General features: G+C 66.2%; 1 protein-coding gene. It reads left to right on the forward strand.

The window, feature by feature from the left end; translation table 11 throughout:
• On the forward strand, positions 1-376 hold a 376-nt coding region (locus tag QCE64_RS34320), incomplete at both ends, for a hypothetical protein (protein WP_310008670.1).

Genomic DNA, 376 nt, shown 5'->3' on the forward strand with positions numbered 1-376 from the left:
GTACTCGGGCTATTACCACTACAACAACTACGACGACTCGGAACACAACTGGACGCTGCCGTTCGGCGATGCGCCGTTTGTCGGCGGTCGTCCGGGTGGTTATGCTCAGATCGCACCGGCCGATATCCGATACTTCGCGCTGCCCGCCTACGAATCGAGCTTTGTCGCAGGCCGCACGCTCTCGGGCTCGGGTGTGAGCATCGACAACACGGCGGCCAACGCGGGCATGCCGTCCATCGGACTCGCTCCGGCTCAGGCGGGTTCAGGCGTCGTGATCGGCGACCTTGGCACGCGGCCCGGATCACCGGCGATCGGCGGCGCGAGCTGGGTCGATCCCGTGATCGCGGGCGCGACGGCGCAGAGCGTGTTGCAGAAC

Source organism: Caballeronia sp. LZ043, from assembly GCF_031451075.1.
Taxonomy (GTDB): domain Bacteria; phylum Pseudomonadota; class Gammaproteobacteria; order Burkholderiales; family Burkholderiaceae; genus Caballeronia.